The sequence below is a fragment of the Streptomyces orinoci genome, from assembly GCF_003121295.1.
Taxonomy (GTDB): domain Bacteria; phylum Actinomycetota; class Actinomycetes; order Streptomycetales; family Streptomycetaceae; genus Streptomyces; species Streptomyces orinoci.
On record NZ_PHNC01000008.1, the window covers coordinates 95904 to 120326 of the forward strand.

Sequence of the window (24423 nt, forward strand, 5' to 3'; positions counted from 1 at the left end):
AGCCGGATCAGAAGATGTACTTGTACTGGTTCCAGCCCGAGCTGCCCACCTTCACACGGGACTTGAAGAGGGACGACGCCTTGCCGGTGCCCTTGTAAAGCCAGGCGGCGCCGTTCTTGTCCACGGCCAGCAGCGCATTGTGGCCGTCACCGGCGATGTTGCCCACGCCGGCGTAGCCATAGGACTTGGCGTTGGCGGCCTTGAGGGCCGTACGCCGCGCACGGTGAAGGTCACCACCGACACCGGTGTGGAGTTCGACGCGGTGGTCCGTATCGACACCCCTGGTGAGGCGGACTACTACCGCAACGGCGGCATCATGCAGTACGTGCTGCGCTCGCTGATCCGCAAGTAAGGCCTGACCCAGACCAGTTGGAGGGCCGCACCCGTTGACCGGGTCGCGGCCCGCCGCCATGTGCGGGCTGCTTCCCTTGAGGGTGACCATGTGCGGAGTCTCCAACGCCCCTGTGTCCGGTGCTGGTTGACCGGCCCGGTCGGCCCGCCGACAAGGGCATTGCGTCGGTCATGTGCGGGTGGCCCAATGGCCGGCACCAGGCCGCAGAGCGGGGCTTCTCCACGAGAAAGCTCTGTGAGGCCGAGCATCCGCCCTGGGTGACCACGACCTTCACGACAAGGGGGAGCAGGCCGGATGAGCAGCGGATACCGCACCAGCCGACAGGTGCCGCCCGGGCATCGGGAAGATCCCGAGTACCGGGCTGCCGGTCGCCCATCGAGCGGCTGGCCACGGCGCTGGAAGCCGGTGCGCGCATTGATCCAGGGGCGACGCCCGAGTTCCGCTTCGAGGGCCGGGCCGCCTGAGGCGGCCGGTGGCGTCCGCTCACACGACGGCGGCCCCTCGGGACCTGTTGCAGGTCCTGTGGGGCCGCCGTTCGTCGTGTGGCTACTCGTGGCTACTCGGCAGCGGTGCCGCTCCCGCTCGCGCAGAGCCGGGTGTCGATCCGGTCGAGCCGCTCCAGGACGGCCGTCTGGCCGGTGAGCAGCTGACTCAGCGGCTCACTGCGCTGGTTGCCGTCCCGTACCAGCTTGCCCACCGCTTCGGCCACGTTCTGCAGCGTATGACTCTGTGCGTCCAGGACCCTGGACTGCTCGGCCAGCACCAAGCCATGCTCGAACTGCCGCTCGCGCACCGAGATAAGCGCCTGGGCGGGCCCGCGCATGGCGGTACGCATCTCCGAGAACCCCCGGTCGGCCAGGGCGGCCAGGGACCGGGTGGTCGCCAGCTCCTCCCTCAGCCGCGTCATCTCCCCTTCCAGCTGATCGCAACGGAGATCCAACTCCTCTGCCATTCGCCGCAGTTCGTCGTCGCTCATCTGCACTCCTCCTTCGTTCGGTTCCAACGGACCGGTCCCGGACAGCGGTTCGCCCCGGGCCCAGCACGCACCGTAGGGCCCGACCGGCCGTTCCCGCCTTGTGCGCCGCAAACTGATCAGCGGCGCCCAGGTCTTACCGGTATATGCGAATGCCATGACGCTCTCCGTTCATTCGGGCGCCGCAAACGACGAGGTCTTGTCTTTGCGCGATTTGGTGCGCCACGGCTTGATCGGCGATTGTGTGCCCATGCTGCTGCCCCTGGCCCACGAGAAGGCCGAGTTGATCGAGGTCATCCGTATCACCGACCCCGCACGGCACCTGAACTCGGCGGACCTGATCGGTGAGCATGTCGCCATCTGGGAGGGCGAACAGGCACAATACGCTTTGGCGTTGATCAACGATCTGCCGGGCAGCGAGCCGTATCGCTGTTTCCTCCCCGGGTGGGGCATCCGCGTACACAGCGCCACGGAGCTGCTCTTTCAAGTGGCTTTCTGCTTCCGCTGTCATGGAGCCCGATTGTGGGGACCGGTCGTCCCCGTAGAGCGGACAGGGATCCATGACTTCGACCCCGACAGTGCTGCCGCCCGTGAACTGCTGCGGCGCTTCCGGGACGGATAGCCTCCATACTCCCCGGGTCATCGATCCGTGCGGACGTGGACCGGACCCGAGTGCAGTGCCCGAACGCCGCAGGGGAGCCGGCGCGGCCGGTGCCAAACCCGGGCCCAGGTGGGTTTGTCAGCCAGCCCATGGCCGATCCATGTCAGTGGAGCGCCCAACCCCCTGGAGACGCTCAGGAATTTTTATGGCCGGCGGAGGGCGGGCCCAGCCCGGGCGCGGGTCCGGATCGAGCGGGGAGACAGGGCCCTTCCCCGCTCATGTTCCCACCGCCGCTGCCACCAAGGCGCGGTGGCGCACACAAGTGCGCTGGGATCCCGTTCTGTTGGCGTCCTCACCCATGCCCAGGGTGCTCTCGGCTCACGGGGCCATGGACAGCACGCGAGTCTTCATCAACACCCAATGCTGCGCTGGCCTTCCTGGGGGGGGCTGCCCAACTCGTCATCGCGAGCTGCTGATCCGCCGCCGGGGACTGTCCGCCGACCGCCTCGCCCGGTGGCGTGCGCCTCTCCACCGTGCACTCAAGGATCTGACGCCGGCCCGCGGCTGCGTTCACCGGCTACCGGTCGGGGGAACCGTCTCCGCCGGGCCGGTTCCCAGGGGATCAGACGCCGATGCCCTGCCTCCGGGAGAGAGTGACGGTGCGTCGCTCACGGTCGATTCCGGTGACGGTCACCGTGATGTGGTCACCGACCTGAACAGCCTCGTCCGGAGAACTCACAGGCGCCGCCGTGAGCTCCCGGAGATGTACCAGCCCCTCGATTCCGTCGGCGACCCGGACGAAGACGCCGAACGGGAGCAGCTTGGTGACCCGCCCACGCAGCGTCCGACCTACAGAGACACCGTCGGCGAATGCCTGGAAGGGGTCCGGCCGTGTCGCCCGCAACGACAGCCTGGCTTCGCCGTTCCAAGTGTCGAACTGGAGAAATACGCACGAGACCTGGTCACCGACCCGAACGACATCAGCAGCCGATTCGAAGCGACACCAGGACAGTTCGGGGAAGGCGATGAAGCCGACACCGGGGAAGACCGGATGAGCGGGGCCGTGGTCCAACGCCACGAATACACCGAACGATTCGATCGCCGCGATGGCACCGGAGAGCGTCTGGCCGTAGCGAAGAGACTTCAGATACGCCCACAGTTCCGGGTGCTCGTCGGCGCTCATGGACAAGCGGGTGCGGCCCTCGACGGTGATGTGCCTGCCGACCTCATCGCCCGGTGCGCTGTCCACGCCGGTCAGCTTCTCACAAGGATTGGTCGGCGCTCAGGGAGCGGCAGCGCCGGCCCCGAGACCCGGCGGGTCTCAAGAGCCGGCGTGCCGGAGGTGAAGCGGATCAGAAGACCAGACGGTACTTGTCCCAGCCCGAGTTGGCGACCTTCACACGGGACTTGAACGGCGAGGACGCCTTGCCCGTGCCCTTGTACAGCCAGAGGGCGCCCTTCTTGTCCACGGCGAGCAGGTCGCTGCGGCCGTCGCCGTCGATGTCGCCAGTGGTGATCAGCTTGGTGTACTGGTTCCAGCCACCGCCGATCTTCGTGCGGCCCGCGAAGGGCTTGTCGGCCTTGCCGGTGCCCTTGTAGAGCCAGAGCACACCCTGCTTGTCGCGGGCGACGATGTCGGCCTTGCCATCGCCGGTCAGGTCGCCGCGGCCGACGATCTCCGTGTACTGACCCCAGCCACCGCCAACCCGCTTGCGGGCCTTGACCGAACCGTCATACTTGCCCTGGTAGTACCACATGACGCCGGACTTGTCGCGGGCGAGCAGCCCGGAGTTCTCGGAGCCGCCAAGGTCTCCGGGGGACAGCATGAGGTCGTAGTCCATGTGCGACCCGACGTTGACATAGCCGTACTTGTCGGCGAAGACGAGCAGGCCGTCCTTCCAAAGGAAGAAAAAGCCGAAGTTCCCGCCCGAGCTGGAGTGCACCTGAGCGACGGCCTTGTAGTCGTTCCAGCCGTCGTTCTTCTTGCCCTTCTTCAGGGCCTTGATGCCACCCTTGCCATTGGGGCCGTAAACATCGAGAGCGCCCTTGTAGTCGGCCGCGTTGATGGGGAGCACCGGGGCGGAGCCGGTGCGAACGGCGGCCGTGGCCGGCCCACCGGCGACCGCTGCGGCTTTGGCACTTCGCTGTGCGGCCGACGGGCCATCGGCAGCCACAGCGGTACCGGCAGTGGCGCCGAGCAGAGTGACGGCGATCGCCGAAGTGGCGAGGCGCGACAACGCGCGTCCGTGCCGACCGGCGAAATTGTTGCTCACGTAGAACTCCATACGATTCAGGGACAGAACGTACGGGGCACTCATGACAGGCGACGTGCCCCGTACGTATGTGTTGGACTCTCCGGCATGCCCGATGGTTGCAATCTCTGCCGCATATTTACGCCAGGAGGCGCTACCCGTGGTTCAGCCAGAAAAGGACGCCGGAGACAGCCAGGAGGCTGAAGGCGAATACACCACCGACACCGGGTTTGCTCCGCTTGATGCCGCACCAGCCGAGCATCGCCAGTGCTGGCACCCAGCCGCAGATGTAAAGGGACCAGCCCACTTTGGTGGCGACCGGACCGCCTATCACAACGAAGCTGCAGAAGGCGGCTGCCATGAACAGGGCAGGAGACCCCCAAAGGTTGTCGGCGACAGCCTGTTCTCGCGTTTTTTTCAACGTCCAAACTCCCAACTACCCGCACAGTGGCCCGCCCTGCTGGGAGGGGCGCCACGGAGCCAGAGAATCGAGGAAACGGTCCTACATGCCGGAGAGGTAGCGGACGAGCTCCCAGAAGATGTATTCGGGCGCACCCTTGATGGCCCACTTCACAGGGTTCCAGTCGGAGAGGGAGTTGACCCAGTGCCGGAAGGAACTGCCGCCCTTCTTGGCTGCTTTCACCGCCGACTTGTACATACCGGGGGACCGCTTCAGAAGACTGATGATCTTCTGCACCGCCTTGGCACGCCCGGCGGCCGCACCGGGCTCGTCGCCTGCGGACGGTGTGGCGGCATCTGCGGCAGCCTGAGCATCGGCGATGGCGTACATCTCGCTCAACTCAGCCTGGCTGAGGGAAGCTTCTCCGTTTTCCTCGGAGAGGCTGCCGGCGGCCTTCAGTGCCTGGAAGTCGGCCTCCGAGATCGCTGTCTCGGCGGCGGCAGCGGCATCGGCGGCCGCGTTTGCAGCAGAAGCCGTGCGCTTCGCCTCCACCGCGGTGGCCGCGGGGGTGGCCACACCAAAGGCAACCGCGACCAGAGCGGTAACGGCAGCGGTTTTCAAGTACTTGTGGTTCATGTAGTCTTCCCGTGGTTGATGGCACTCACGTCCTTGCAGGGCTCGCCAAAACCAGTCAAGGCGTGAGAGATTCAATCGCTTGAGAAGGCGGCGGTTCATAGTGAACTGTCGCCTTCTCTTCGTATGCAGGGAGGAAGAGGTCCAGTCGTCAGCAGGCAGTGCTGTCTTTGCCCGGCTTGCTGGAAAAGCCGCTCAGCGGACTTGTTGTTGGTACCCCCACCCCTGGAGCGAACGGCCTTCTCGATGACCGCTCGATCTGCGGGGTTGAATCTACGTCAGCTTCCGTAAAAGGGCAAGCAAAGCGCTGCTTTCCTCCTGTGACCTTTGGCACGTCGGCGATGGTGCACTGTGGTCGCGGTACCGAAACTTCCGGAGGTGATTGCCCGGGCAAGGGCCGGCTGCAACTTGTGCCTGGTGCCGGTGCTATGAGGGCGCCAGTACGCCGGCTCGTTCAAGCCCCAAAAGGACCGGTCGTGCGGATCGAGTGGGAACGCTAACACCCCGGCGCCGGCCAGGACGTACATCGGTCGTGTACGGCCGAAAAGAACCCCCTCGGTTACTCATCATCACCGAGGAGGTGTTGTCGGCATCGCCAGCAAGAAACATCAAGCTGCCGAAGAACCAATAACGTTGTGGACGGTCAGCGGATGCCCAGCCGCGTCAGGGCCGTGGTCCAGTCGGTGGCGATGGCCACCTGGGCCGGGCGGAGCTGGACCTGGCCGGAGCAGATGGCGGCGTGCAGCTTGTTCTCCACCACGTCCTTGGGGTTGTTGGCCCCGCTACCGGGCCGGTGGCCGGGGGACGGCGGCTCCACCCAGAGGTTGCGGGGGTCATTGGGGTCGCCGCCGAGTTCCAGGCTGACCAGGTGGTCGTACTCGGCGTCGTGCAGGGACCCGTTGTACCCATAGGACTTGGCGTTGGCGGCCTTTTCCGGCCCGGTGATGTAGACGGGCGGCCGGATGCCCTTGGTGTAGCCGGACGGCCGGCAGATGGTCGAGGTCAGGGTGGCCGGGGTGACATCCGGATTGAGCGCGCCCGGCGTGCACTTGGGGTCGGGCAGCGGCTGCTTGTCGCGGGTGTAGTGGACGTGGCAGCTGCCCGGCGCGGGCTGCTGCTGGACGGTGTAGTGGCGCTGGGGTCGGGGGCCGGTGGGCAGCGAGACCGCCTTGGCGACCGGCCGGGTGCCCAAGTCCTGCGAAGCAGCCGAGTGCTGGGTCGCGGCACCGGCGCACCCGGACATGGAGAGGGTCAGGATCGCGGCGGCGACGGTGGTTATTCGGGCATGGCGGATGTGCATGTGCTCCCCCGGTGGTCTTGTGGCGATGTGTACCTGGGGAAGCTAGTGGGGCGGAAGTGCAAGTTGGCTCTGGCCAAGGGTTGTTCAATCAGAGCTTGGGGGGCTCTTGGGGTAGCTTGGGCTGCGGTTCCGTTTCGCTAACTGAGCGCCGAAGGCTCAGAGCGCTCTGCGCTCGAAGGTGCGGATGGGCCCGCCGCCCACAGCGCGTGCGGCGGGCTCTGAGTTATGCCGCGGGTACGAGGTTCTCTTCTGTACCGAGGCCCTCGGCCTGAGTGTCGATATACATCGTCGTCTCGCCGTCGGACCAGCGGATGACGAGGTCGTCGGTGCGGCCGTTGCCGGTGAAGTTGCCGGTGGTCATCACGGTGCTGTGAGTCCAGGTGCTGAAGTTGCCCCCGTGGACGGTGTGCGTGGCGCCCAGGCCGTTGACGGTGGTGCCCACATAGCTGTTGATGGAGCCGTCCTTCCAGCGCACCAGCAGGTCCCACTTGCTGCTTCCGCTGTACTCACCGGCGGTCAGCAAAGTCGCGTCCTCCCAGGCCTTGTTGGGGTCCTTGAGCTTGTGCTCCTCCGAGAACTTCTTCTCTGCGCCGACGTTGGTATAGAGGGTCAGCTCACCGTCGGACCAGCGCACCATCAAGTCGGTGACGTATTTGTCGGCGTTGAAGCGGCCCGCGGTGATCTGGGTGGCGTGCTTCCAGGTGCTGGTCTTCTTGGGGTCGATCATTTGAGTGCCGCCCCAGTTCAGGCCATTGGAGCCGACGTCGCCGTAGAGCGTGACCTCGCCGTCGGACCAGGTCACGATCAGGTCGAACTGCGAGGATCCGGTGAAGTCACCAGCGGTGATCCCTTCCGCGTGCGTCCATACGCTGTCCTTGGGAGCCACCAGCTGCCGTTCGCCGGTGAAGTGGCCTTTGCCGTCGCTGTAGTACATGGTGACTTCGCCATCGGTCCACACCACGATCAGGTCGCTGTGCCCATTGCCGTTGAAGTCACCGGAAGCCATCAACCTGGCGTGCTGCCAAGTCTCGCCGCCATACTTGCCGCCCATGGAATAGGGAACGGCGGGCTGCTGGTAGGGATCGGGGCGCTCAACCTTGCGGTCGCTCTTGGCGTCGTCGTAGAGCCGGAAGAACTGGTCGCCGTGCATGGGGCTGTAGGTCAGCCAGTCCACATCGTCGTCATTGCCACCACCGTTGTAGCCGCCGACGTTTCCAATGATCTCGCCGGTGCCGTTGCTCCAGTCGATCTTCGAGAACCACGGGCCGCCCGAAACCCCGCCATACATGCCGTTGCACAGGGCCTGTATTTGGTAGTAGCCGGGCAGGGCCCACGTCTGGGTGGGGCAACGCACGGCTTCGTCTGCCGAGTCGTGTGAGGCCTTGGGATAGCCGACCATGGTGACGTCGTTGTTGTACTTCGGCGTGCGGGCCAGGGAGTTAGCCCCCACTACGTCCTGCACGTTCCTACCGTTCGACGACTTCGCAAGCCGGGCGAAGGCGAAGTCCAGATCCGAGGTCTTGTCCTTGGTGTTGGGCTTGTCGTATCTGGGGTCGACAAACCACTTGTCGACCCGGTAGAACCCGTACTCCTGCTTGTCCAGCGATGCCCCGGTGCGGTACCAGGGAACGAAGACCGATTTGCCGCCCGTGCAATGTGCTGCGGTGAGGATCACATTCCGGCTGGGGCTTTGCACAACACTGGCCGAGCAAGAGTGCGCTCGCATCTCACCGGTGGTCGGGTCCTGCTTGTAAGTGAAGAGGACACCAACGGACTTTGCGCCGAGGATGTGCTCCGCGGTCGGTCTGCTGGCCGCGGCTCCCGTCCCCTTGGGGGCTGCTTTCCGCGCCTTGTCCTTGCCGGGAGGCGCCACGGGGCGAGCGGGGTCCGTGGCGGTAGCCATACGCTCGGGCGTCCAGAAACGTAGGACGTCCGCATTGCTCCAGTCGCTGTCCTCAACCCCCGAGCGGAGACCGGTAGGCGGCGGAGCCGGCGTAGTCGTTGCCGGGCCGTGCGTTGAAGGCGTGCTGGGTTTCGCGCCAATGTGCAGGCCGTCTACACGTTTATGAGCTGCGCCGGTTGGCCGTGAGATGTGTTCGCTCGGGCCTTCGGCATAGGCAAGGGAGCCTGCGCTGCCCAGGAACAACGCGGTACCAACGGCAGATAAGGCGATATTCCGTATTCGTCTACATGAAGTGGGCAAGGAAATGTTTCCTTCTCGTACAGTGATTACTCCGGCCAACACGGACCAGAGGGGCATGTGAAAAGCCGCGAGCGCAGGAAGAGGTGTGCCGCGTACCGCTCAGCGGTGATCCGCCCCGGCGCACGTCGCGGCGCCTGATTTGGCGGTCAGGAAGAAGTATCGGCCGCGCGTCGCTTGTGTCGCACGATGAAGCCACCGACTGCGGCAAGGGTGATGACCCCGGTGGCGATAGCTGCGCCGATTAGCCAGGGATGCTCGTGTTGAGATACCGGCTTGCCGGCCAACGTCACCTGCTGGGTGATGCCCTGGCGCCGGTGGCGGCCGACTACCGTCATCGGGTACTGCCCGGCGGGAATGTCCTGGGCCAGTGTGGCGTGTCCCCCATAAACGGTCGCCCCGTCGTCACCCTTGCAACCGGGGTCGTCCGCGCCCTTCTTGACTGTCAACGGATGCTTGAACACCGGTGATTCGATGGTCAGCGTGTCGTCGTCCAGCCCCAGCCGACGGTCGGCGATAAGGACTTTGACACTGCTCCCCGGACGAACGGGCGCGGGGATATTGCTGCATGGCCCCGCGCTCTTGGGATGGATGACGAACCGGTCCACCGCGGCCATCCCTCTGGCGACGACGGTGAGGCGCGCGGTGGCGATGGTGTGGCCCTGGCTGGCCGCGGTGACGGGATAAGTTCCCGGCGAGACATCGTCGCGGATCGCGTACGGGGGCCTCCCCGGCCTGTCCGTCTGCACAAAGGTAGTTGAGCCCTTTTCCATCGGGCTGAGCGGAACCGGCTCGGTCAGGGCTGGTGAGGTGACGATCACCTTCTCCGCCCCCGTAGGCACGTTCCATGCGTTGAAGGCGACTTCCCCTCCCACATCGAGTTTGGGCAGCGAACCAAAATACGTCAGGCGAGGAGCGTCGGTTGCTGCGGCAGGTGATGCGACAGCCGTCAAGCCGAATAACCCAACGATCAGACAGACGCCCAAGGCCCGGTGCGGTCCTGGCATGCCCGGCTTGCCCCTACGCACAGCTCTCCCCCCAACTCACCTGCTCGGCTTTACGTGAGCAGTGAATGGATCATGCCACGTACATGCTCATCCGTACACCTCTGGTAACCGCAGGCAAGCCATGAGTGATGTTGGTTGAACCGTGCACGTCCGCGCGGACCTGCCGGACCGCCGGCATAGCGCCGTTCCGCCAGCAGGGCATCCTCCCCGCCAGCCCCTCCGTCGTCGGTGCCTTGGCTCGTGCGCTCTCGGTTTCCGTTGCCGAACTGAATGGCCGGCCTTACCTTGACGAGCTGAGGAAAGACCAGCTCGATGCGCTGATCCAGCCAATCCGGGAAGCGCTGAACGTCTACGATGTCGGCCCTGACCCCGATGTGTCCCCCCGGCCGGTCAATGAACTTGAGGCACCGGGGGATTCCCTCTGCGCTCTGGTCCGTGCGGCCAACATCAAAAGGGTTGCCTCGGAGCTTCCGGTTCTGATCCATGAGGCAACGACAACGGCCCATAGCCACCCGGACGGCCGGAACTGGCGACTCCTTGCCGGCGCCTACCGAACCGCCTTTGACGTGACTACCAAGCTCGGTTTCCCGGACCTGTGCACAGTGGCCCTCGATCGAATGGACTGGGCCGCTCAGCGTGCCTCGGACCCCATTCTCGGTGGCCTGCGGCAGTACCACCGCGCGCTGGCCTGCCTGCGGGCCGGTGATTACCGGACGGGCAAACGGCTGGTGCGCATGGGTATTTCCCTTGTCGAGCAGGCCGACTCCGGTCGTGTACGTGATGTCGTCACCGGACAGCTCCATCTGGGCGCCGCGGTGCTGGCGGGGAGAGACAAGGACAAGGACACCGCCGAGGAACATCTTGGCGTGGCAGGCCGGATCGCGGAACGCACCGGCCCAGCCGAGAGGATCCACTGGCTGTCGTTCGGTCCGACCAATGTCGGCGCACATGGCGTGAGCGTTCTCGCGGAACTGGATCAGTATCCGGAATCCGTTCAAGCCGCCAAGGAAACAGTAATTCCCGGTGGTTGGCCGCCATCTCGGATGGCGCACCACTATGCCGAGGTGGCCAGGGCGCAAATGTGGACAGGGCATACGGACGCGGCCTTCAAGAACTTGCAGCTTGCGCGGAAGCTCGCACCGCAGCAGACGCGATACCACCCCACGGTCCGCGAGACCTATGCCGGACTTGAGTCGGCAAAGCGCCGAATGCCGGACACCTTCAGCAACTTCGGGGCGTGGCTCGGCGGATAGCCGCGTAACCGCACGTGAACCACCGCGGGCGAGGGCGGTCTTCCGGCCACATGACGGGAGGGCGTGCTGATGAGTGCCGACCGTAGCGCGCTGCCCAAGAAGGGGGCGTTCGTAGTGGACACCGCCCGCGGCACGGTCGGCCAGGTCATGGACCACCTGGACGATCACATTCAACTACGGCCGTCCGGAGGCGCTTTGGAGTGGGATGCGAACCCGGCGGCGGTGCGCCCCGTGACCGCTACCGAGCTCAAGGGGGCGGAGAAGTGATCCAGCACGCCCAGTGGAGGATCGGCCCTGCCAAGGCGCCGGGCAATCCGCCCCTGGCACACGAGATGGTGTGCGTCGCCTGCACCGACAGCTCGGGTCCCCGCCGGGAGTTCGAGGCAGCCTGCGACTGGGCGTTCCGGCATTCCGGCGGTCACCTCTCCCACACCGCGTACCGCGAAGTCGTACACCGGTACTGGCGGACCGCACCGGTGGATTGACCACCGGTGAAGGGGCGTACCCGGAACCCGGTACGCCCCTTTGGGGGCCGTGCTTCCTGGAGGGTGCCTGAGAAGTCCCCTGCGGGCCAGCTGACTTGGTAGTTGCTCCTTCGGGAGCGACCAGGGCTACCGCGGCCGTGACTTCCTGGCGGGCATCCGCGAAACGCACGGGATCACCATCCAGACCGCCGGCTCGCCAAGGACTACGAGTACCGGCTCGGCATCTCCGAAAGCGCCGTCTACCTGGCCACCATCATGCTCCTGCTCCATCGGGCCTCAGCAAGAATGCACCCCTGAGCGGGACTCTCAGACACCCTCTACCGGATGCCCAGCCGCGTCAGGGCCGTGGTCCAGTCGGTGGCGATGGCCACCTGGGCCGGGCGGAGCTGGACCTGGCCGGAGCAGATGGCGGCGTGCAGCTTGTTCTCCACCACGTCCTTGGGGTTGTTGGCCCCGCTACCGGGCCGGTGGCCGGGGGACGGCGGCTCCACCCAGAGGTTGCGGGGGTCATTGGGGTCGCCGCCGAGTTCCAGGCTGACCAGGTGGTCGTACTCGGCGTCGTGCAGGGACCCGTTGTACCCATAGGACTTGGCGTTGGCGGCCTTTTCCGGCCCGGTGATGTAGACGGGCGGCCGGATGCCCTTGGTGTAGCCGGACGGCCGGCAGATGGTCGAGGTCAGGGTGGCCGGGGTGACGTCCGGGTTGAGGGCGCCCGGCGTGCACTTGGGGTCGGGCAGGGGCTGCTTGTCGCGGGTGTAGTGGACGTGGCAGCTGCCGGGCGCGGGCTGGCGCTGGACGGTGTAGTGGCGCTGAGGGCCGGGGCCGGTCGGCAGGGAGCCCGCCTTGGCGGCGGGGCGGGCCTGCGAGGCCATGGACGCGGCCGGGCCGTGGGTCGCGGCACCCGCGACGCCGGTCAGCGGCAGCGACAGGAGTGCTGCGGCGGCCGCGGTTATTCGGGCATGCCGGATGTGCATGTTCTCCCCCGTTGTTGGTGTTGTGATTGTTGTGACGGGGGGAGGCTAGTGGGGCAAGCGGCCAAGCCGACTCCAACTGAAGGAGCTTGGGGCGAGCTTGAATTGAACTTGGCGGGGGGTTGAATTCCGGTTCGGCGGCTCAGGCCGCGGTGAAGAAGGCGCCCATGCCGTCTACGTCCGACAGGTAGCTGTCGATCGCGGTGATACGGCCATGGCGGATGGTCAGCACGGTCGCCAGGTATTCGTCGAGCGTGCGGCCGTCGGGGGCGGTCGCGGTGTTGTGCAGCGAAAGGGCGGCACCATGCGCGCCGACGAGCAGGTGCAGCAACTCGGTGTGCAGCCCCCGGCCCACGATCTCCCGGGCCCGGCTCACGGCCGCGTCCGGGCCATGGATGATTCCGGAGATGGTGCCGGTTCCCGGCATGGTCCAGGTGATGTCATCCGCCAGCAGGCCGTGCAGGGCATCCCAGTCCCGTGCCCGGAACGCGGCGAGGAAGCGTTCGGCGATTGCGGCGTGGGTGTTGTTTGTGGACATGGGGGCTCCCGTTCCGAGCTGACTTCCGCCAATTCACCGGTGAGCCTAAAGGGTTGGGCCCGGCAGCACGCCCCGTCAGCCTGGTGCTCTCGCTACCCGGTTGTGCACAGCGCTTCGCGCTTGAGGGTGCGAATGAAAGAGGCCCAGCTGGTGGTGGGGAACACCAGGGCTGGGCCGGTCGGAGCCTTGCTGTCGCGGACGGGTATGGAGCCGGGGTGGTCTTCTGCCACTTCGACGCAGTTGCCGCCGTCTCCATTGGTGTAGGACGAGGTGCGCCATTCCATCGCGGCCAAGTCAGCTGTGCTGCCCATCTTTTGCCCAGTCCTTCGCCGCCGATTCGATTAGGTCCAGGGACGCCTCCGGCGACAACGCGGCAGCCCTGGCCAGATCGTAGGCCGACTGGTACCGGGCCACCACAGTCGGTTCGTCGATGACCCAGCCGTTGTACGCACTCTCGGTGTAGAGGACCGGCGGGGCGTCGCTGAACTGCATCAGCGAGACCAGGCAACCGAGGAAGGGATGTGGTCCGGCGGAGAACGGCATGACCTGGAGGACGATGTTGGGCCTGGACCGGAGCAGATGAGCGAGATGACCGAGCTGTTCCGCCATCACCGCGGCGCCGCCGGTCGGCAGGCGGAGGGCCGTCTCATGAATGATGGTCCAGTCGACCGGTGCGCTCGGTCCATCGAGCAGCTGGGTCCGCTCCATTCGGGCGCTGACGATGTCGTCGATTGTCTGCTGCGGATCAAATCGCCGCGCGGCTCGGATCAGCGCGCGTGCGTAAGCCTCCGTCTGCAGCAGACCCGGCACCAGCATCGGCGAGAACTCACTGAGCACGGTCGCCTGCCGTTCCAGATCCGCCGCATCCGCGAAGTAGTCCGCAACCTTCGACGCCCGGGCCAGCAGGCAGAGCCGCTGCAAGTGCTTCCCGCTGCCCAGGATCTCGTCGAACAGCTTCGACAACTCCAACTGCGGCCGCCGCACCGCCTTTTCGAACTGGCCGATGTAAGAGCCGGAGCAGAACGCGAGCTCGCCGAGCGCCACCTGCGTGAAGCCGGCCTCCTCACGCAGACGGCACAGCTCGGAACCGTAGAACGCTCGCGGATCCGCGTATGGGTCCTGTGTCAGGCTACTCAGCGTAGCGTCAACACCCCGCTTGGTAAGGGCGGTTGGAAGAGGTCGCGGTACTGGTTGGACCCAGTGCCGATCCGGACCCGGGACTTCGCCGGTGCGCGCGCCGACCGCACCCGTATGGGCGCCGGGAGTTGACTGTGAGGCCCATCCGGCCGGACCGTCGGCATAGGCGAGGTGTGGGTTGGGAGGGCGGTCTCGCGAGGAAGCCGCCCTGCGTCACCGGGGCGGGCGATCTCAGGCGGGGCGGCTGCCGGGGACTTTCCACCACAGGAGCCAGGCGCCGGTGGCGAGGATCAGGACATTGAAGATGAGGGGCAATGGCGCGAGGCTGAACCCGATTGTGACGTGTTCCGGTTGCATTCCGAGCAACTGGGCGACGAGCTGCTTGGTGAGGAAGAGCAGGGCCGTGTCGAGGACCACGACCGCCGCCCAGCAGGCCCCCGGGTGCCAGCCCGGTCGCGGCAAGGCGTGGAGGAGGGCGACCGCGAGCGTGAAGACGATGTCCAGCGAGAGATATCCGAACCGCACCGTGTCGGCCAGGTCGTTCCACGGCAGCGCGAGGCCCGTGATCCACAGGAGTGCCAGGCAGCCGACGAAACGCCAGGTTCGCGCCACGGCAGGGCCCGGAAGCGTTCGGGTGCCGGGCCCGACAGGAATGGCGCCCTGTGGGTAGGGGGACCCCGCCGGCGGCGGTGGGAAATGGCTGAGAGGCGGACTGCTGGGACGGGCAGGCGCGGTGATCGTGAAGGCGTCGGGCGTGGGGACGAAGGCCGGCGACGGCGCGGAATCAACCTGAGTGGGAATCGGAACGGGAACGGCCGCTCCTGTCCGTTCCGCCTGCTCCAGCGCGGCCTGCGCTTGCGCGGCCGTGGCACGTTGCGCCGGATCCTTTGTCAGCAGGGCCGCAAGCACCGGCCCCAGGCTCCCTGCACGCAGGGCAGGGCGCGGATCCTCGGTGACCACGGCGAGTACCAGTGCAGTGAAGGTCTCGGCAGTGAAGGGGGGTTGACCCTCGACCGCGCTGTAGAGCGTTGCGCCCAACGCCCACAGGTCGGTGGCGGCTGAAGGAGTCTTGCCCGCCAGCTGCTCGGGCGCCATATAGGCCGGTGTGCCGATGATCGTGCCTGTGTGGGTGAGGGCCATGGTCGAGTCCGCCATGTGCGCGATGCCGAAATCGGTGATGATGACCCGGTCGTCCATCAGCAGGACGTTGTCCGGTTTGAGGTCGCGATGGACGATGCCGGATGCGTGGGCGCGGTTCAACGCCTGCAGTATCTTCTTGCCGATCTCGGCGACGGTGCGGACCGGCAGCCCTCCGCTCTGCGCGATCAACGAGGCCAGGGAGATGCCGGTCACATATTCCATGACGATCACGGGCGCGCCCTGGTGTTCCACCACGTCGTGCACCGTGATGATCCCGGGATGGTTGAGCCGTGCTGCGGCGCGCGCCTCCCGTGTCACACGCTGGAGCAGGACCTCTCGCTGCTCGGCGGTGATGCCCTGCGGGAACGTCACTTCCTTGACCGCGACGTCCCGCCCGAGCGTCTCGTCCCGACCCCGCCAGACGCGGCCCATGCCGCCCTGGCCTATCAGCTCGATCCGTCGGTACCGGCCGCCGATCAATTCCCCGTTCACTTCTGTCACGTCGAACACCTTAGTGCTACACGTTAGTTCAAGGCAGAGCTTGCAGACGCCCCAGGGCGCCTGCTGGGGACCGTGTCAGTTGCTCCTCATGGCGGCGGCGATTCCGGACAGCAAGGCGACGTTCCGGTTCTTCCGTCCGATCCGCAGCACTGGCCTGTTCCAGAGGCCGCAAACGAGATATCCGGCGCCTTCCGGTCGGATGACCGAGGTCTCGGACCAGGGGTAGTAACGGGCAGAGGTCCGGCAGCCCTGATGGCTCCGCGCTCATCGGGGAGAGCGGCACGGGTCTGCCGTCTCGTAGACGTGCGACGGTCTCTGCCACGAGGCAATCCGCCGGCGCGAGAGGAAGAAGCGTCGGCCGCGCGTCGCTTGTGTCGCATGATGAAGCCGCCGACTGCGGCAAGGGTGATGACTCCGGCGGTGACGGTCCCGCCGATCAGTCACGAATGACCGTTCTGGGAGACCGGTTTACCGGCCACGGTCACCTGCTGGGTGCTGTCGTCCAGCCCCAACTGCCGGTCCGTGACGCCGACACGGCTCGCTGGCAGGAACTGCGACGGTACGCCGCATTCCCGGCGGCAGAAGACGCCGAGGCAGGCGGAGTGCCGGCCGAGGCCGCACTGCTGGACGCCTGCGCCCACGAAGTCCGGTGCACGGTCAGCGCCCCGGCCGGCCGGTGATCACCGGCTGAGCGGTCCGCGTGAGCCGGCTGTCAGCGAAGGACCTTGAAGCTTCCGATCGGCTGCTCGATCGTGGTGAAGGTGCCGGGAGCCAGCGTCTTGAAGGGGTCCAGGAACTTGACGCACTGGCTGTTGCTGTAGAGCTCGACACGGCTGTTCGTGGAGTTCTCAACGTAAATCGGGGGGCGCTGGTCGAACGTCTCCCACTGGTAGCACCCGGGGGCGGGATTCCTCCAGATGACGTGATGCACCACAGGAGTGGACGAGTCGGTGGCGGCGAGGACACCGGTAGCGGCTGAGGAAGGAACGGGCGTCACCACGGTGAGCAGTGTGGTCGTGGCCAGGGCGGCGAGTGCGACAGCAGTACGTGGCACGGGCATCTCCTGTGATGGCTGCTGGTCCTCCATTTGTCCTCCGCTGCGACCTGCCCGGCAATCACCTGATCGGCTGAGTCGGGGGACGCGCGGGATTGACGGCAACGCCCTGTACAGCGCTGGCGTCGTCAGCCCGCCTCGGCGACCCGAGGTGATCATCACCCCGTGAGCGGCGGGCCTGCCTCTCCGGGCACCCGGGGAGGCGGAACAGGGGCCGGTTGGGTTCGTCTGACGGACCACGCACGAAGCCACCGGCGTATGGCCGCAACGGTCACAGTGGCGTAGAAGATGTAGGCCCGCAAACCGGTGGCCGAAGAGAAGCCGGTCGCCGAGGTTGCCGGTCGCTGACCAGTTGGGGGTGCCGCCTGGGCCGGGGGAGACTTCGGTCTCTTCACGGGTGAGATGTGCCTGTTGTGCCGTTGTCCCCTCACGGCCCCTCCTCCGTGCCCCGAAGCAGCCGAGCGCCGGCGGCTGCCGGACGAAGGCACCTGGTATCCCTCCAACCTCCGGCGTTGCCGGGCCCGGTGAGTCACCGGGCCCGGCAACGGGGCAACGCGCTTGTACGGGCGGATCAGGCAGGCGATCCGCTCGGCAGGGAGTCGCGGAGCTGGCGCGCCTCCTTCAGGCGCTCGCCGTATACGGCCGGGTTGCCCTTGGCGAGCTGTTCGTAGAGGTCTACGGCCTGCTGCGCGGCCGGGCGGGCCTCGGCCCGGCGGTTGGCCTGGACGAGGAACCCGGCCAGCAGGAGGGCGGCGTTGGCCAGTTCCGGCCGGTGGGTGGCGGGGTCGGCCTGGGCGAGCCGGTCGTAGAGGTCGCGTGCTTCGCGTTCGGCGTCCACCGCGCCGGACGGCCGGCCCGCGGCCGAGCAGCGGTACGCCAGATTCTCCAGTGCCCAGGCCAGATGCGGTGTGTCGGCGAGTTGGCGGTAGAGGTCAACACCCGCGCTGCCTGCGGCAATTGCCTCGTCGTGGCGGCCCGCCTGCTGCAGGAAGGCGCCGAGGAAGACATCGGCGTTGGCCAGTTCGGGCCGGTAGGTGGTGGGGTCGGTCTGCGCGAGTTGGGCGTAGACGTCCCGGGATTCGCGTTGGGCGTCCACAGCGGCGGCCGACTGGCCGGCGGCGGAGCAGCGGTAGGCCAGATTGAACAGGGCCCAGGCCAGATGGGGTTGGTCGGCGAGCCGGCGGTAGACATCAACTCCGGCGCGGGTCGCGGTGATCGCCTCGTCGTGCCGGCCGGCTTGCGTCAGGAAGGCGCCGAGGAAGACATCGGCGTTGGCCAGCCTGGGCTGGTATGCGTGGGGGTCGGTCTGGGCCAGCCGGTCGTAGAGGTCCCGTGCCTCGCGCTCGGCGTCCACCGCGCCGGACGGCTGGTTGGCGGCGGAGAGGCGGAACGCCAGGTTCTCCAGCGCCCAGGCCAGATCCGGCCGGTCCGCCAGCCGGCGATAGAGGGCGACGGCCTCCTGGGTCACCGTCACCGCCTCGGTCATCAGCCCGGCGTTCTGCGCATAGCCCCCGAGGAAGACCGACGCGGAGGCCAGGGCGGTGGTGTAGGAGCCGTCCGCGTCGGCCAGTTTCCGGTAGGTGTCGCGCGCCTGGCGCGCCACGGCGAGGGTCTCCGCGGCGCGTCCCGCCTCCGAGAGCCGGGCGGCTCGCACCGCGCACGCCTGGGCGAACCGCGCCATTCCCGGATGGTCGGCGGGCACCGGCCGGTACGCCGGGTCCGCGTAAGGCCGGATGGTGCCCGGTCCGGAGGCCAGCGGCCGGGCGTACACCTTGCCGTTGGACGGCCGCCATACGGCCGGTTCGTCCTTGCCGTCGCCGTCGTAGTCGGCGGGCACCGGGAAGTCCCCGGCGCGTCCCCAGGGCACGGTGACCGTGGAGCCGGTGGACAGATGCACCGTCCAGTTGCCGTTGTCGGGGTGCCACTCCGCGGTGTCGGGGTGGCCGTTGCCCTCGAAGTCGGCCTGGACGGTCATGGGGGCCGGCGGCGGGCCGGTGACCGTTCCGGCGTCGTAGTGGCGGGTGAAGAGGGACACCTTCAGCGCGCTGAGGCCGGCCAGGCTGAGGCCGGTTCGCCTGGCGTCGTCCGGGTCGATGCTGATCTGCCAGGTCGTCGCGGGACTGCGGCCCCAGAAGGAGGGCCGGGACCCCACCGGGTAGTCGGGCTCGGAGTCGTCGAGTGTCGCGTCGTCCGTGCCGCGCCGGGCCGGGGCGTGGAGATGGATCAGGGAGCCGTCGCGCAGCCGGTTGACCGCCTCGCCGCCATGCCGGACGGAGACCGGGATGTGCTTGGCGTTCCCGGTGGCGCCGACCAGGCCGATGTGCACCCCGTCGGTCTTCAACTCGCTGAGGTGGGCGGGGAAGTCGTCCAGCGTCACCTCGAAGGTGGCGGTGCCCGTGGTCCGCAGGGCGTCCAGCACGGCGGGCGTGGTGATGGTCAGCCGCAGATTGTGGCTGTCGAGCTGGTTCTCATAGGTGTTGTAGGCGTCGCGGAGGAGGACCAGCTCGGGCATCCGGGACCAGGTGGTCAGATACTCGTTCAGCAGCCCCAGCACCCGGCTGTCGTCGCCCCGGGACAGCGGCTGGTAGGCGTTCTCGACATCGTCCGGCGGCAGATGGCCGATGTCGAAGCTGAACTTGGGCGCGTAGGCGCTGAAGGTCCACAGATCCAGGGCGCGGTTGGCCATGAAGGCGAACTTGATCAGTACGTCCATGAAGACCTGGGTCTGGGCGATCACCATGCGCGCGATGGCGCTCTCCTGCCCGATGTCGGCTTCCCAGCCCTCCTGGACGTTGTGCAGGGTGGTCCGGTCCTGCTCGTTGAGGGCGATCCTGGCCTGGGCCAGGTCCACGAGCGCGTTCTTCTGAGCGAGGTCCAGCTTGGCGAGGTTGAGGTCGGCGATCAGCTCCAACTGCCGCTGTACCAACTGTTTGTGCTGCGCCGCCGTCCCGGGACTCACCTCGGCGATCCGCAGATCGTTCAGGGTCTTCCCCAGGTCCACGATGTCCTTGCCGACTCCCAGGAGATCCTTGAGACCGCCCATGTCGTCCTTCTTGTCCGCCTTGGGCGTGGGGTTGCCGGGATCGCTCCAGTCCATCCACTCCACGAGGTACTGGCCCTGGTAGGTGCCGGTCGTCAGGTCGAACTGCTGCACCGCCTCGGCCCGGCCGAGGGCCAGATGGGCCGCGGCGGCATAGCGGGCGGCGGCCTCCACATCGGCGGACGAGGACGGCATGGCGGTGCGGGTCTCCGTCTCCGCGGCCAGCAAGGCGAAGAAGGCCACCAGTCCGGCCACGGCCGTCGCGGCCGCCCCCACCGTCGAGACGACCTGCCCGATCGGGAACTCCATGCGCTCCTTGTCCATTTGGTCCAGCACGGCGTCGATCGCCGCCTGGTTGACCCGGACCCGCCGGAGAGCCTCGTCGCGCCGTGCCGTGGCCTCGGCCACGCCCAGCACGGCGGCGTTCTTCTCGTCGGCCAGCACGGTGCGCATGCCGTCGATATGGCTGATGTCCGCCAGCAGCCGCTGCTTCTTCTCGCCGGCGTCCTTCGCCTTGAGCAGAAGATTCAGACCGTTGTCGAAAAGGCTCTTCACCATGGTGTCGTAGTCGGTGACCACCTTCTCGAACTGCGGGAAGTCCGGCCGGAGATCCAGGTCGTACGGCTGCCCGATCGGGGAGAGGTTGGCGGCGACATAGCGGGAGAGTTCCGCGGCCTGCGCCTGGCCCGGCCAGAGAACGAGGGCCCGGTCGAACTCGCGCCCGGCCAGGGGCCGGTGGCCGCTCTTCTGCGGATCGCCCGGCGCGAAACCGCGGAAGTGGTACTCGCCGACCCGGGTGCGGTAGTCCGCCCAGGCTCTGGCGTTGTCGCCCAGCCGGTCGCGCACCAGCGCCCACCAGTCGCCCTCGGCATGCGCGGTCAACAGCGGTGCGACGGCAGGACCCGCGGTGCCGGGCGAACCCGGGGCGCCGTGCGGGCCGTCGTCGCCGCGCCCGTTGTTGCCGCCGCCGCCCTTGCCGCCGGCGCCGCCCGGTCCGGCGGGCCCGGCGTCTCCGCCGCTGCCGTCGGCGGTCAGGCCGGACTGGGTGATGAATTCCGCGACGATGGCCGCCCCTGGGCCGCCGGTGCTGCCGTTGCCGCCGTGGCCTCCGGCGCCGCCGTCGCCGGGATCGGTGCCATCGATGCCGCCCTTGTTGGGCCGGTGGCCGTCGAGGCCGGCGCCGCCCCTGCCGCCCGTACCACCCGCGCCGCCCCGGCCGCCGCGTGCGATCAGCCGCAGCCCGGTTACCTGGCCGGCCAGCAGCGTGATCGGCGAACCGGGGCCGCCGGGACCGGCGTCGCTGCCGCCCGGACCGCCGGGGCCGCCGTTCTGGCCGTCGATGCGGTGCCCTCCGCGGTCCCCGGTGGTGCCGGTGGTCCCGCCGGGGCCCGGCCGCCCCGAGGTGTCGATGGCGCCGCCGTTGCCGCTGTAGGTCTCGGCCACCAGCAGCAGGGGGTGGTCCTGGACGCCGAGCACATACCCCTGGTCATGGGTGATCTCCCGGGCGACCAGGGCCAGTACGGCCCCGGGCGGCAGCTTGTGGAAGGCGGTCTCGGCCTCGATCTCCTGGCGCAGCTGGTCGTTCACCTTGATGGTGTCTCTGATGTAGAGCCATTGCACGGGCAGTGACATGACCGGGCCCCTCTCTCGGGACGTCAAGTGGTGGACGGTGTGGTGGAGTTGCGGCCCGGCACATCCCCCGCTCGCGCCGGGCGGAGATCCCTCGACCGCGGACTCAGCTGCTTGAGGCCGTGGCCTCGGCGGTGAAGTAGTCGCGCATCAGGGTGATGTGACCCTGACGCGTGCGGAAGATCTGGACCAGCGACATGACCGCCGCATCGTCGGGCCCGTCGCAGGGGCTGCCGAAGACGACATCGAGCTCGGCTATGAAGACCTCCGGATCCGAGGTGGTGTGCAGAATGCGCCGGCTGCGCTCCTTGTTCACCTCGCGCAAGACCGCCGTCGATCGCCGGTAGTGGTCGGTCAACGCCTTCCGGATCTCCTCGCGTCCGGCCACCCGCCGGGGAATGGCGCCCCCGGGCGGCACCAGCGGCGCCTCGAAGACGCCATCGAGGGCGAACAAGTCGGCGAACCGGTCGGCGTCGCGGGCCAGCATGGCCCCGAGGTATTCGGCGTGGATCTCCCGTGGCTCCATGGCCCTACTCTGTGCGGCCGACGGCCCGACCCGGTATCCCCGATATTGGGGGTTGATCCGGGCCATACTCCTGGTATGGCCACAGAGGTGGAATCCCTGCGCCGGGCCCTGGTGGCCGAAGGCCAAACCGTTCGCACCGTAGGGGAGTTGGGTGCGCTGGTCTCGCACCGCGTCGGGCTGTTCATCCCGCACGACGGGTATCTGCTGACCGGGCTCGACCCGCTGACGCGGGCCGCGGGCTTCTACGCCAAGGAGCACTTCTACGGCGCCCAGGCCGCCCAGCGCCTCTATGCCGAGCGCCCGGACATCGACCCCTTCCCCTGCCCGTTCGCGAGCCTGCTCGACGGCCCCCGCCGGGTCGGGGTGCTCAACGCGGACTCGCCGGAGCACCGGCGCAGCGAGCGGCTGCACGACGTCATGGCCGGTGAGGGCTTCGGCTGCGAGCTGCGGGTGGCCCTGACCCATGGCGGCCTGCCCTGGGGGCTGCTGACACTGCTGCGGACGACGGGCAGCCGCCCGTTCACGGCGGAGGAGGAGGCGCGCGCCGAGCGCCTGGCCGGTCCGCTGGCCACCGCCTTGAAGGTCTTCGGGCGCGGCCTGTGCGCGGGGCCGAACCGGCACGCCGCCGAGCCGGGTGTGGTCGTCGTCGGCCCGGACGACACCGTCAGGATGACCCCCACCGCGGTGGACTGGCTCGCGGAGTTGAACCCCCACCCGCTCGCCACCGCCCAGGCACTGGGGACCACCGTGTGGACGGTGGTCTGGATGGCGCGGTACTCCGGCGCCCCCGCCGTGAGCCGGATTCCCACCCCCGGCGGGTGGGTGGCGGTCCAGGCCCAACTCCTCGGCGCGGAGGGCGGCGACGAGGTGGTGGTGACGATCCGGCCCGCCTCGGGGGCGGGCCTGCTGCCCACGTTCGCCGCCTGGCATGACATCACCCGGCGGGAACGGGCCGTCGCGGCACTGCTGTTGGAAGGGCTGCCCGCGAAGCGGATCGCCCGTCGGCTGGGGATGTCACCGCACACCGTCAACGACCATCTCAAGGCGGTCTACCGCAAGACCGGGGTCTCCGGCCGGGACGAACTCGTCGCCGTGCTGCTCGCAGGAGTCGCGGGGGCGTGGTGACATCGTGGAGAGAGGGCTCGGGCTCCCGGTGCCGGGAGCCCGAGGCTCAGGATCAGCGGCCGTGGAAGGTCACTTCGGGGTAGGCGGGCGATGGCCCGTTCAGCAGGGGCTCCTGGACGCCCTTGAGGTGTTCGTCGAAGAAGGCGGTCACATAGGTCCGGGTGATCTGTTCCGCGCGTGGAGCGGAAATGGTGGCGCCGGGTACGGGAATGCCCGCCTGTTCGGCCAGTGCCTGTACATCGGTGAAGCTGCCATGGACCGTGCCGGCGACGGTGAGCCAGCGCTTCCAGCCGTCCAGCCGGGACCATGCCTCCGTCCAGGACGAGTCGGTGGCACCGCCGGGCAGTGGGTGGCTCACCATGAGGAACGGGCGCCCGCCGAGCCCGCTCGCGGGAACCGCGCCATCGAAGCTGCCGTCCAGGTTGGCGCCGGCCCGTACCCGCTTGTCGGCCGCCATCGTGGCGGCGCTGGCTGCGCCGCCCATGGAGTGGCCCGCCATGCCGATCCGCTTCTTGTCGATGAGGCGAGCATGGCGCCAGGCCGGATGGTGGCCGGTCAGCTCGTCCAGGAGGAACGAGACGTCCTTGGCCCGGCTCTGCGAGACGGTCAGGACTGCCGGGTGCTTGTCGCAGATGGCGCAGGGCAGGGTCCTGCCGTCGGGGAAGGTCTCGCCCAGGTTCTCGTAGGTGTGATCGACGAGTGCCACGACATACCCGTGGCTGGCGAGTTCCGCGGCGAGGCCGGTGAGGGTGGCGCGTTGCATGGTGAAGCCGGGGGAGAGCACGACCAGTGGGAACCGCCCGTGCTCCGGGCGGGCGTTGGCACGTGCCCAGGTGCGGGTGTGGCTCAACGCCTCGGGCGGGAGCTTGGCTTGCGGCGCCTTCGTCAGCAGGGCCTGGGCTTCGGCGGTGGTCATATAGGGGGCGGGCGTGCCGGTGTGGGGGACAGCCGGGTAGTACATCGACACCATGAGCCGGCGCGGCCCGGCCGACGGGACCCAGGGGTCCTGGCGGTTCTTGTCGACGAGGTGCAGTACGTCGCGGCCGACGGCATGGGGGCCGGTGGGGCGGGGCAGCGCGAGGTGTGCGGTGGTGGACGTGGCGGCGGCGGGGCGGGATGCGGCGGAGGCCGCCCCGGCGATGGGCAGTGGCAGGACGAGGGCCAGCATGGCTGCGGCTATGGCCGTGCGACGGTTTCTGGTCATGCCCGGGACACTAGGCCGGGGGTGCGGTGCCCGGCGTCACTCCGCGGATTGACACTTTCGTCAGCTCTGAGGACTACAACTGGCCTCTGCCGATCAGACTTT

Annotated in this window: 25 protein-coding genes; 7 read left to right on the plus strand and 18 right to left on the minus strand. The window is 67.9% G+C overall.

All coding sequences use genetic code 11. From position 1 onward, the window contains the following. Positions 1–7: 7 nt before the first annotated feature. Positions 8–166, minus strand: coding sequence for a hypothetical protein (locus CV755_RS34520; RefSeq protein WP_161968601.1), 159 nt, complete (start codon positions 164–166; stop codon positions 8–10). A 57-nt stretch (positions 167–223) separates the two neighbouring features. On the opposite strand from CV755_RS34520, the gene CV755_RS36640 reads away from it, so the two are divergent. Continuing rightward, positions 224–352: a hypothetical protein gene (locus CV755_RS36640; protein WP_277751785.1), complete on the plus strand. Its 129-nt coding sequence runs from the start codon at positions 224–226 to the stop codon at positions 350–352. Positions 353–908: 556 nt separating this feature from the next. Here CV755_RS36640 and CV755_RS05870 read toward each other — a convergent pair. Next, entirely contained in the window at positions 909–1328 is a 420-nt protein-coding gene (locus tag CV755_RS05870) for a hypothetical protein (RefSeq protein WP_109279087.1), read from the minus strand. A gap of 154 nt (positions 1329–1482) precedes the next feature. Between CV755_RS05870 and CV755_RS05875 the strand changes: the two genes are divergently transcribed. Next, positions 1483–1947 carry a hypothetical protein gene (locus tag CV755_RS05875; protein ID WP_241560998.1) on the plus strand — a complete coding sequence of 155 codons (465 nt, stop codon included), beginning with the start codon at positions 1483–1485 and terminating at the stop codon, positions 1945–1947. A 601-nt stretch (positions 1948–2548) separates the two neighbouring features. Here CV755_RS05875 and CV755_RS05880 read toward each other — a convergent pair. The 7 genes from CV755_RS05880 to CV755_RS05910 form a co-directional block, all read right to left on the minus strand. After that, complete coding sequence (locus CV755_RS05880) at positions 2549–3175, minus strand: S1 RNA-binding domain-containing protein (protein WP_241560999.1); 627 nt, start codon at positions 3173–3175, stop codon at positions 2549–2551. A 103-nt stretch (positions 3176–3278) separates the two neighbouring features. Then, entirely contained in the window at positions 3279–4199 is a 921-nt protein-coding gene (locus CV755_RS05885; protein WP_241561000.1) for an FG-GAP repeat domain-containing protein, read from the minus strand. Between the two features lie 133 nt (positions 4200–4332). Next, positions 4333–4539 (minus strand): hypothetical protein, encoded by a 207-nt coding sequence (locus CV755_RS05890; protein ID WP_109279090.1) that lies wholly within the window; start codon positions 4537–4539, stop codon positions 4333–4335. A 141-nt stretch (positions 4540–4680) separates the two neighbouring features. After that, positions 4681–5214 carry a hypothetical protein gene (locus tag CV755_RS05895; RefSeq protein ID WP_109279091.1) on the minus strand — a complete coding sequence of 178 codons (534 nt, stop codon included), beginning with the start codon at positions 5212–5214 and terminating at the stop codon, positions 4681–4683. A gap of 640 nt (positions 5215–5854) precedes the next feature. After that, complete coding sequence (locus CV755_RS05900) at positions 5855–6511, minus strand: hypothetical protein (protein ID WP_109279092.1); 657 nt, start codon at positions 6509–6511, stop codon at positions 5855–5857. Positions 6512–6734: 223 nt separating this feature from the next. Beyond that, a complete protein-coding gene (locus CV755_RS05905) occupies positions 6735–8414 on the minus strand; it encodes a trypsin-like serine peptidase (RefSeq protein ID WP_109279093.1) in 1680 nt (559 codons plus the stop codon). Positions 8415–8860: 446 nt separating this feature from the next. Beyond that, positions 8861–9697, minus strand: a complete 837-nt coding sequence (locus CV755_RS05910; RefSeq protein WP_153068585.1) for a hypothetical protein — start codon at positions 9695–9697, stop codon at positions 8861–8863. A gap of 149 nt (positions 9698–9846) precedes the next feature. Between CV755_RS05910 and CV755_RS05915 the strand changes: the two genes are divergently transcribed. The 3 genes from CV755_RS05915 (at position 9847) to CV755_RS05925 (ending at position 11456) form a co-directional block, all read left to right on the plus strand. Then, positions 9847–10971, plus strand: a complete 1125-nt coding sequence (locus tag CV755_RS05915) for a transcriptional regulator (protein WP_241561001.1) — start codon at positions 9847–9849, stop codon at positions 10969–10971. A 69-nt stretch (positions 10972–11040) separates the two neighbouring features. After that, complete coding sequence (locus CV755_RS05920) at positions 11041–11238, plus strand: hypothetical protein (RefSeq protein WP_109279251.1); 198 nt, start codon at positions 11041–11043, stop codon at positions 11236–11238. Beyond that, complete coding sequence (locus CV755_RS05925; protein ID WP_109279095.1) at positions 11235–11456, plus strand: DUF7848 domain-containing protein; 222 nt, start codon at positions 11235–11237, stop codon at positions 11454–11456. The genes CV755_RS05920 and CV755_RS05925 overlap by 4 nt, the downstream gene beginning before the upstream one ends. 317 nt (positions 11457–11773) lie before the next feature. Here the strand turns inward: CV755_RS05925 and CV755_RS05930 are convergent, their stop codons facing one another. The 5 genes from CV755_RS05930 to CV755_RS05950 all read right to left on the minus strand — a co-directional run bounded on the left by CV755_RS05930 (position 11774) and on the right by CV755_RS05950 (position 15743). Next, complete coding sequence (locus tag CV755_RS05930; RefSeq protein ID WP_422070510.1) at positions 11774–12328, minus strand: hypothetical protein; 555 nt, start codon at positions 12326–12328, stop codon at positions 11774–11776. A 241-nt stretch (positions 12329–12569) separates the two neighbouring features. Continuing rightward, the gene (locus CV755_RS05935) at positions 12570–12965 is read right to left on the minus strand and encodes a nuclear transport factor 2 family protein (RefSeq protein WP_109279097.1); all 396 of its coding nucleotides are present in this window, start codon (positions 12963–12965) and stop codon (positions 12570–12572) included. A 92-nt stretch (positions 12966–13057) separates the two neighbouring features. Next, complete coding sequence (locus CV755_RS05940; RefSeq protein ID WP_109279098.1) at positions 13058–13276, minus strand: DUF397 domain-containing protein; 219 nt, start codon at positions 13274–13276, stop codon at positions 13058–13060. Beyond that, positions 13260–14009: a DUF5753 domain-containing protein gene (locus CV755_RS05945; RefSeq protein WP_241561002.1), complete on the minus strand. Its 750-nt coding sequence runs from the start codon at positions 14007–14009 to the stop codon at positions 13260–13262. The genes CV755_RS05940 and CV755_RS05945 overlap by 17 nt, the downstream gene beginning before the upstream one ends. A 324-nt stretch (positions 14010–14333) precedes the next feature. Beyond that, entirely contained in the window at positions 14334–15743 is a 1410-nt protein-coding gene (locus tag CV755_RS05950) for a serine/threonine-protein kinase (protein ID WP_153068586.1), read from the minus strand. A gap of 446 nt (positions 15744–16189) precedes the next feature. Between CV755_RS05950 and CV755_RS05955 the strand changes: the two genes are divergently transcribed. Next, positions 16190–16423, plus strand: coding sequence for a hypothetical protein (locus tag CV755_RS05955; protein WP_153068587.1), 234 nt, complete (start codon positions 16190–16192; stop codon positions 16421–16423). A 32-nt stretch (positions 16424–16455) separates the two neighbouring features. Here the strand turns inward: CV755_RS05955 and CV755_RS05960 are convergent, their stop codons facing one another. From CV755_RS05960 to CV755_RS05970, 3 genes are all read right to left on the minus strand, one after another. After that, on the minus strand, positions 16456–16797 hold the full coding sequence (locus CV755_RS05960; RefSeq protein WP_153068588.1) for a hypothetical protein: 342 nt from the start codon (positions 16795–16797) through the stop codon (positions 16456–16458). Between the two features lie 571 nt (positions 16798–17368). Continuing rightward, positions 17369–21469 (minus strand): tetratricopeptide repeat protein, encoded by a 4101-nt coding sequence (locus CV755_RS36645; RefSeq protein WP_109279103.1) that lies wholly within the window; start codon positions 21467–21469, stop codon positions 17369–17371. A 103-nt stretch (positions 21470–21572) separates the two neighbouring features. Then, positions 21573–21992, minus strand: coding sequence for a nuclear transport factor 2 family protein (locus CV755_RS05970; protein WP_109279104.1), 420 nt, complete (start codon positions 21990–21992; stop codon positions 21573–21575). A 75-nt stretch (positions 21993–22067) separates the two neighbouring features. On the opposite strand from CV755_RS05970, the gene CV755_RS35855 reads away from it, so the two are divergent. After that, on the plus strand, positions 22068–23117 hold the full coding sequence (locus CV755_RS35855) for a helix-turn-helix transcriptional regulator (protein ID WP_109279105.1): 1050 nt from the start codon (positions 22068–22070) through the stop codon (positions 23115–23117). A 52-nt stretch (positions 23118–23169) separates the two neighbouring features. On the opposite strand, the gene CV755_RS05980 is transcribed toward CV755_RS35855, so the two are convergent. Further along, positions 23170–24321, minus strand: a complete 1152-nt coding sequence (locus CV755_RS05980) for an alpha/beta hydrolase family protein (RefSeq protein WP_164503273.1) — start codon at positions 24319–24321, stop codon at positions 23170–23172. Positions 24322–24423: the final 102 nt, after the last annotated feature.

What these genes read in the sequence shown, in the direction of transcription:
- CV755_RS05870 (WP_109279087.1), bottom strand. Translation starts at nt 1,328, where the DNA reads ATGAGCGACGACGAACTGCGGCGAATGGCAGAGGAGTTGGATCTCCGT.
- CV755_RS05875 (WP_241560998.1), top strand. Translation starts at nt 1,483, where the DNA reads ATGACGCTCTCCGTTCATTCGGGCGCCGCAAACGACGAGGTCTTGTCT.
- CV755_RS05890 (WP_109279090.1), bottom strand. Translation starts at nt 4,539, where the DNA reads ATGGCAGCCGCCTTCTGCAGCTTCGTTGTGATAGGCGGTCCGGTCGCC.
- CV755_RS05895 (WP_109279091.1), bottom strand. Translation starts at nt 5,214, where the DNA reads ATGAACCACAAGTACTTGAAAACCGCTGCCGTTACCGCTCTGGTCGCG.
- CV755_RS05900 (WP_109279092.1), bottom strand. Translation starts at nt 6,511, where the DNA reads ATGCACATCCGCCATGCCCGAATAACCACCGTCGCCGCCGCGATCCTG.
- CV755_RS05905 (WP_109279093.1), bottom strand. Translation starts at nt 8,414, where the DNA reads ATGGCTACCGCCACGGACCCCGCTCGCCCCGTGGCGCCTCCCGGCAAG.
- CV755_RS05915 (WP_241561001.1), top strand. Translation starts at nt 9,847, where the DNA reads ATGTTGGTTGAACCGTGCACGTCCGCGCGGACCTGCCGGACCGCCGGC.
- CV755_RS05920 (WP_109279251.1), top strand. Translation starts at nt 11,041, where the DNA reads ATGAGTGCCGACCGTAGCGCGCTGCCCAAGAAGGGGGCGTTCGTAGTG.
- CV755_RS05930 (WP_422070510.1), bottom strand. Translation starts at nt 12,328, where the DNA reads ATGGCCTCGCAGGCCCGCCCCGCCGCCAAGGCGGGCTCCCTGCCGACC.
- CV755_RS05935 (WP_109279097.1), bottom strand. Translation starts at nt 12,965, where the DNA reads ATGTCCACAAACAACACCCACGCCGCAATCGCCGAACGCTTCCTCGCC.
- CV755_RS05940 (WP_109279098.1), bottom strand. Translation starts at nt 13,276, where the DNA reads ATGGGCAGCACAGCTGACTTGGCCGCGATGGAATGGCGCACCTCGTCC.
- CV755_RS05955 (WP_153068587.1), top strand. Translation starts at nt 16,190, where the DNA reads ATGACCGTTCTGGGAGACCGGTTTACCGGCCACGGTCACCTGCTGGGT.
- CV755_RS36645 (WP_109279103.1), bottom strand. Translation starts at nt 21,469, where the DNA reads ATGTCACTGCCCGTGCAATGGCTCTACATCAGAGACACCATCAAGGTG.
- CV755_RS05970 (WP_109279104.1), bottom strand. Translation starts at nt 21,992, where the DNA reads ATGGAGCCACGGGAGATCCACGCCGAATACCTCGGGGCCATGCTGGCC.
- CV755_RS35855 (WP_109279105.1), top strand. Translation starts at nt 22,068, where the DNA reads ATGGCCACAGAGGTGGAATCCCTGCGCCGGGCCCTGGTGGCCGAAGGC.
- CV755_RS05980 (WP_164503273.1), bottom strand. Translation starts at nt 24,321, where the DNA reads ATGACCAGAAACCGTCGCACGGCCATAGCCGCAGCCATGCTGGCCCTC.